Source organism: Pseudomonas botevensis, from assembly GCF_019145475.1.
Taxonomy (GTDB): Bacteria; Pseudomonadota; Gammaproteobacteria; order Pseudomonadales; family Pseudomonadaceae; genus Aquipseudomonas; species Aquipseudomonas botevensis.
In genome coordinates, this window is the sequence record NZ_JAHTKI010000039.1 from 24,488 (window position 1) to 30,925 (window position 6,438).

Below are 6,438 nucleotides of genomic sequence, written 5' to 3' on the forward strand. Positions count from 1 at the left end.
ATCTGCACGGCACCCACTGCCTTGCGGAGCGCTGACAATGCCCGATCGCCCGACTCCCGATTCTTTCGACTATTTGCTCGAAGCCATGGCCGACGGCGACTTTGTGGTGTTGACCGGCGCCGGCATCAGCACCCCGTCGGGCATTCCCGATTACCGCGACAGCAACGGCGTGCGCCGTGGCCGCCAGCCGATGATGTACCAGGAATTCCTCTCGGCCCCGGAATCGCGCCGCCGTTACTGGGCACGGGCGATGCTCGGCTGGCCGCGCGTGCGCCAGGCACAGCCGAACGCCGCCCATGAAGCGCTCGCCAGTCTGCAAACCCAAGGCCGGATCAGCGGCTTGATCACACAGAACGTCGACACCCTGCACGACCAGGCCGGCAGCCCGGATGTGATCGAACTGCACGGCAGCCTGCATCGCGTGCTGTGCCTGGACTGCGGTCAGCGCAGCGAGCGGGATGCGATTCAGCGGCTGATGGAAACGCAGAATCCATATCTGAGCGGCGTCGACACGGTGCAGGCACCGGACGGCGACACCCTCCTCGATCCGGCCTTTGAAGCGCGGTTCCAGGTGCCACACTGTCCACATTGCGCCAGCGAGCGGATGAAGCCGGACGTAGTGTTTTTCGGCGAGAACGTGGCGCAACCGACGGCGGCACGGGCCATGGCGGCAGCCGAGAACGCCTCGGGCATGTTGGTGGTGGGATCGTCGTTGATGGCGTATTCGGCGTTTCGTCTGTGCCGGGTGATTACCGACCGGGGCAAGCCGTTGCTCGCGATCAACCTGGGCAAGACCCGGGCGGATGACTTGTTGAGTTTGAAGATTGAAGGGTCTTGTGAGGCGTTGTTGCCGTTGTTGGCGCAGAGGCTGGATCGCTGAGGTCGGGAGCTTCCTTTCCCCCCAACCCTCTGGAAAGGGAGGTGGATTCAAAGGCTGGCAAAATCTTCCGACCTGAGAATATCGAACAGCGCCTGCGCCGCCGCCGACAGTTCATTGCCGGGTTCGGTCAGCACGCCAATCGCCCGCTCCACCACCGGCTCATGCAAGGTCAGGCAGCGCGCGCCCAGCTCCTGCATCTGTTCGGCACACAGCGCCGGCACCGCACTGACGCCCAGCCCACTGGCCACCATCCGCCCGACCGTCGCCAGTTGATGGCTTTCAAACTCCACCGGCAATTTCCTGCCCCGGGCCTGCAAGTGCTCTTCGAGCATCACCCTTACCGTGGACGGGCGTTGCAGGGTGATAAACGGCTCGTGCAACAAGGTCTGCCAGTCAATCTCGGTACGGGCGGCCAGCGGCGAGTCCTGCGGCACCACCGCCACGAAGCGGTCCATGTACAACGGGGTGAAACTCAACGAGGTGTTCTGCATCGGCTCGAACGCTACGCCCAGCTCGACCTGGCGGTCGCGCACCATTTCCAGCACTTGTTCATTGATCACGTCGTTGACCGTCACGCTGACGTTCGGATAGCGGGCGCGAAAGGTCTTGAGAATCGGCGGCAGCAGGTTGCCGGCAAACGACGGCATCGCCGCCAGCGTCACCCGCCCGCGTTGCAGACTGAAACGCTGGCGCATTTCGTCCTCGGCGTTGTCCCAGTCGGCGATCAGGCGCCGGGCCAGGGGCAGCAGCGATTCGCCCTCCGGGGTCAGCGCGACGTTGCGTGTGTTGCGGCTGAACAGGCGCCCGCCCAGGCCCTCCTCCAGCGCCTTGATGGTCAGGCTCAGTGCCGACTGCGACAGGTGCAGGCGCTCGCAGGCCACGGCGAAACTCAGGCTCTGGGCCACGGCGAGAAAGGCGCGGATCTGTTTGATGGTCAAGGTCGCAAGGCTCCGTTGTAAGCCACAAGCGCTAAGCTGAAAGTCATAACGCAGTGATTTGTTGAGTTTTATCTATCAATCAACCTTAAAAATCAACTTAACAAATATATTCCCCGGCGCGACACTCCAGTCATTCGGCTAGCCAGCCGCCCGCAAACAATAAAAGAGGTGCCTATGGCAGGTTTCGACAAGCGCGTTTATTCCTACGAGGAAGCCCTGGCCGGGCTTGAGGACGGCATGACCGTCATCGCCGGCGGCTTCGGTCTGTGCGGGATTCCGGAAAACCTGATCGCCGAGATCAAGCGCAAAGGCACCCGCCAGCTCACCGTGGTTTCCAACAACTGTGGCGTTGACGGCTTCGGCCTCGGCGTCCTGCTGACCGACCGCCAGATCAGCAAGGTCGTGGCCTCCTACGTCGGCGAGAACAAACTGTTCGAAGAGCAACTGCTCAATGGCGAAATCGAAGTCATCCTGACCCCGCAAGGCACCCTCGCCGAGAAAATGCGCGCAGGCGGCGCCGGCATCCCGGCCTTCTTCACCGCCACCGGCGTCGGCACCCCGGTCGCCGACGGCAAGGAAGTGCGTGAGTTCAAGGGTCGCAAGTACCTGATGGAAGAGTCCATCACCGGCGACTTCGCCATCGTCAAAGGCTGGAAAGCCGATCATTTCGGTAACGTCGTTTACCGTCACACCGCCCAGAACTTCAACCCGCTGGCCGCCACCGCCGGCAAGATCACCGTGGTCGAAGTCGAAGAAATCGTCGAACCCGGCGAACTGGACCCGACCCAGATCCACACCCCGGGCATCTACGTCGACCGGGTCATTTGCGGCACGTTCGAAAAGCGTATCGAACAGCGCACCATCCGCAAATAACCCTGCCTTCAAGACGGAGAACAACAAACATGGCACTTTCCCGCGAACAAATGGCTCAGCGCGTCGCCCGCGAACTGCAGGACGGCTTCTACGTGAACCTGGGCATCGGCATTCCGACCCTGGTCGCCAACTACATCCCCGACGGCATGGAAGTCATGCTGCAATCGGAAAATGGCCTGCTTGGCATGGGCGCGTTTCCTACCGACGATGAAGTCGATGCCGACATGATCAACGCCGGCAAACAGACCGTGACCGCGCGCATCGGCGCCTCGATCTTCTCTTCCGCCGAATCCTTCGCGATGATCCGTGGCGGTCATATCGACCTGACCGTGCTCGGCGCGTTTGAAGTGGACGTCGAAGGCAACATCGCCTCGTGGATGATCCCCGGCAAACTGGTCAAGGGCATGGGCGGCGCGATGGACCTGGTGGCCGGTGCGGACAACATCATCGTCACCATGACCCACGCCTCCAAAGACGGCGAGTCGAAACTGCTGCCCCGCTGCAGCCTGCCGCTGACCGGCGCCGGTTGCATCAAACGCGTGCTGACCGACCTGGCCTACCTCGAAATCGAGAACGGCACGTTCATTCTCAAGGAGCGCGCGCCGGGTGTCAGCGTCGAGGAAATCGTCGCCAAGACCGCCGGCAAACTGATCGTGCCTGACCACGTACCGGAAATGCAGTTCGCTGCCCAGTGAGGAATTCGCCCATGCAAGACGTCGTTATTGTTGCCGCCACGCGCACCGCGATCGGCAGTTTCCAGGGTTCATTGGCCACCGTATCCGCCGTCGATCTCGGCGCGGCGGTGATCCGTCAGTTGCTGGCGCAGACCGGTCTGGACGGTGCTCAGGTCGATGAAGTGATCATGGGCCAGGTGCTGACCGCCGGCGCTGGCCAGAACCCGGCGCGCCAAGCCGCGATCAAGGCCGGCCTGCCCCACGCCGTACCGGCCATGACCCTGAACAAGGTCTGCGGCTCGGGCCTCAAGGCCCTGCACCTCGGCGCCCAGGCGATCCGCTGCGGCGACGCCGACGTGATCATTGCCGGCGGCCAGGAAAACATGAGCCTGGCCAACTACGTGATGCCCGGCGCGCGCACCGGTCTGCGCATGGGTCACGCACAAATCGTCGACACCATGATCAGCGACGGCCTGTGGGATGCGTTCAACGATTACCACATGGGCATCACCGCCGAGAATCTGGTCGACAAGTACGAGATCAGCCGCGAACAGCAGGACGCCTTCGCCGCGGCCTCGCAGCAAAAAGCCGCCGCTGCCATCGAGGCCGGGCGCTTCGTCGATGAAATCACGCCGATCCTGATCCCGCAGCGCAAGGGTGACCCGGTGGCGTTCAAGGTCGACGAACAACCGCGCGGCGACACCACCGCTGAATCCCTGGCGAAACTGCGCCCGGCCTTCAAGAAGGACGGCAGCGTCACCGCCGGCAACGCATCGTCACTGAACGACGGCGCCGCCGCCGTGATCCTGATGAGCGCGGAAAAAGCCAAGGCCCTGGGCCTGCCGGTGCTGGCAAAAATCGCCGCCTACGCCAACGCAGGCGTCGACCCGGCAATCATGGGCATCGGCCCGGTCTCGGCCACCCGCCGCTGCCTCGACAAGGCGGGCTGGAACATCGGCCAACTGGACCTGATCGAAGCCAACGAAGCCTTCGCCGCGCAATCGCTGGCCGTGGCCAAGGATCTGCAATGGGATCTGGACAAGGTCAACGTCAACGGCGGCGCCATCGCCCTCGGTCACCCGATCGGTGCGTCGGGCTGTCGTGTGCTGGTGACCTTGCTGCATGAAATGATCAAGCGCGATGCCAAGAAGGGGCTGGCGACCCTGTGCATCGGCGGTGGTCAGGGCGTGGCCCTGGCGCTGGAGCGGGCGTAAGCCCGACGGGTTCAACAGCGGGCGGCGGATCCACGACATCCCTCGCCCGCTGGCAACAAACCCGGTGCAACTGGCGTTGCACCGGGTATTTTTTTGCCAGCTTGCGCAGAATCAGGCGAACTTCACCAGATTCAGCACCGGCAACGGCCCACCTGGAAACTGCACCAGCCGTGCGCCCACACTCAAATCACCCAGATCGATCGCGAAGAAACCCAATCGATCAATCAAACCCGCCACTTCGGTTTTGGCCTCGGCATCATCCCCCGACAGAAACAACACACGCTTGCCGCCCTCCGCCGCCGGATCCTCTTCCAGCAAACGCGCTGGCAAATGATTGAACGCCTTGATCACCCGCGCGCCCGGCACCCACTCAACGAACACTTCGCTGGATGGACGCCCCTGCAAATCCACCGCTTTGTACGAAGGCGCCTCGATCGAGTTATTGGCGTCGAGGACAATCCGCCCGCCAAAATCCGCCAGCCCGCCCAGAGCAGCAGGCAATTTCGACCAGTTCACCGCGACCAGCACGATCTCCTGCGCCGCAGCCTCTTCGCGGCTGACGGCACGGGCGGTCGGCCCGAGCTCGGCGACCAGCTCAGCGAGGCTTTCCGGCCCACGGCTGTTGGCAATCACCAAGGGAATACCCTTGCGCGACAAGGCCCTGGCAAACGCTGCGCCGATAGCACCGGCGCCGATGATTCCGATAGTGCTCATGTTGTTCTCCTGACAATGGGATAAGACTCGCCGCGCATGTTGCGCTTGCCATTGCCAGGTGATTAGCCGGTAATGCGTTTAATCATTTTCAAGCATCACTATCAGGTGCCCACCGTGGAAACCCTCGCCAACCTTGAATGCTTCGTCCGCAGCGCCGAAACCGGCAGCTTCTCCGCCGCCGCCCGCCTGCTGGCCCTGACGCCCGCAGCAGTCAGCCGCAACGTGGCGATGCTCGAACGCAACCTCGGCGTACGGCTGTTCCAGCGCTCGACGCGCAAACTGGCGCTCACCGAGGCCGGGGAGGGATTTTTGCCGAGCATCAAAGACAACCTCGACGCCTTGCAGGCGGCGATCAGCGCGGTGTCAACCGAACGCGGCGAGCCGACCGGCGTGATCAAGGTCAGCCTGCCGCCGACGTTCGGCCTCGACCATGTGCTGCCATTGCTGCCGCAATTCCTGGCGCGCTATCCGCAGATCCGCCCGGAATGGCACTTCGAGAATCGCCAGGTGGATCTGATTGCCGAGGGCTACGACGCGGCGATTGGCGGCGGCTTCGAACTCACCCCCGGCCTGATCGCCCGCCCCCTGACCTCGGCCCGACTGGTAGCGGTAGCGTCGCCCGCCTACCTGAAGGACCGCGAACTGCCCCGCCACCCCGACGACCTGCTCGCCCATAGCGGCATCGTCATGCGCGGCCTGCGCACCGGACGCATACGCCAGTGGCAGATGCATAACGAAGCAGGTGAACCGGTCACCGCCCATATGAATCAAAGCATCGTGCTCAACGACCCGATGGCCATGCGCAATGCCGCCCTGCTCGGCCTCGGCATCACCCTGCTGGTGCTGCCGGACGTCAACGACGCCATCCAGCGCGGAGAACTGGTGCGGCTGCTCCCGGACTGGAGTGCCGACGCAGGAATGATCTCGCTGTACTACCCGAGCCGCACCCTGCTGCCGGCCAAGACCCGGGTGTTCATCGACTTTGTGGTTGAGGCGTTTGGACGCTAAGGATCGGATGGTAGAGGTGCAGTGAATGTACCGCCCCCTTCGCGGGCAAGCCCACTCCCACAAAAGCAAAAGCAAAAGCAGAAGCCGTCCACCTCCGCCCTTCACCACTCAACACAATGAGCGTTAGCTCGAGTACC

General features: G+C 63.2%; 7 protein-coding genes. 5 read left to right on the plus strand and 2 right to left on the minus strand.

Annotated features, from left to right (window positions below; genetic code table 11):
• The first annotated feature begins 37 nt into the window (after positions 1-37).
• Positions 38-880, plus strand: a complete 843-nt coding sequence (locus KVQ74_RS28630) for an NAD-dependent protein deacetylase (RefSeq protein WP_217834729.1) — start codon at positions 38-40, stop codon at positions 878-880.
• Between the two features lie 47 nt (positions 881-927).
• Here the strand turns inward: KVQ74_RS28630 and KVQ74_RS28635 are convergent, their stop codons facing one another.
• Positions 928-1,818 (minus strand): LysR family transcriptional regulator, encoded by an 891-nt coding sequence (locus KVQ74_RS28635; RefSeq protein WP_217834730.1) that lies wholly within the window; start codon positions 1,816-1,818, stop codon positions 928-930.
• A gap of 174 nt (positions 1,819-1,992) precedes the next feature.
• Between KVQ74_RS28635 and KVQ74_RS28640 the strand changes: the two genes are divergently transcribed.
• The 3 genes from KVQ74_RS28640 to KVQ74_RS28650 are packed head-to-tail and all read left to right on the plus strand — an operon-like array spanning position 1,993 to position 4,579.
• On the plus strand, positions 1,993-2,691 hold the full coding sequence (locus tag KVQ74_RS28640) for a CoA transferase subunit A (protein ID WP_217834731.1): 699 nt from the start codon (positions 1,993-1,995) through the stop codon (positions 2,689-2,691).
• A 29-nt stretch (positions 2,692-2,720) separates the two neighbouring features.
• Positions 2,721-3,386, plus strand: coding sequence for a CoA transferase subunit B (locus KVQ74_RS28645; RefSeq protein WP_217834732.1), 666 nt, complete (start codon positions 2,721-2,723; stop codon positions 3,384-3,386).
• A gap of 11 nt (positions 3,387-3,397) precedes the next feature.
• Positions 3,398-4,579 carry an acetyl-CoA C-acetyltransferase gene (locus KVQ74_RS28650; RefSeq protein ID WP_217834733.1) on the plus strand — a complete coding sequence of 394 codons (1,182 nt, stop codon included), beginning with the start codon at positions 3,398-3,400 and terminating at the stop codon, positions 4,577-4,579.
• Positions 4,580-4,690: 111 nt separating this feature from the next.
• Here the strand turns inward: KVQ74_RS28650 and KVQ74_RS28655 are convergent, their stop codons facing one another.
• On the minus strand, positions 4,691-5,293 hold the full coding sequence (locus KVQ74_RS28655) for an NADPH-dependent F420 reductase (protein ID WP_217834734.1): 603 nt from the start codon (positions 5,291-5,293) through the stop codon (positions 4,691-4,693).
• Between the two features lie 114 nt (positions 5,294-5,407).
• On the opposite strand from KVQ74_RS28655, the gene KVQ74_RS28660 reads away from it, so the two are divergent.
• Positions 5,408-6,301, plus strand: coding sequence for a LysR family transcriptional regulator (locus KVQ74_RS28660; protein ID WP_217834735.1), 894 nt, complete (start codon positions 5,408-5,410; stop codon positions 6,299-6,301).
• The last annotated feature ends 137 nt before the right edge of the window (positions 6,302-6,438 follow it).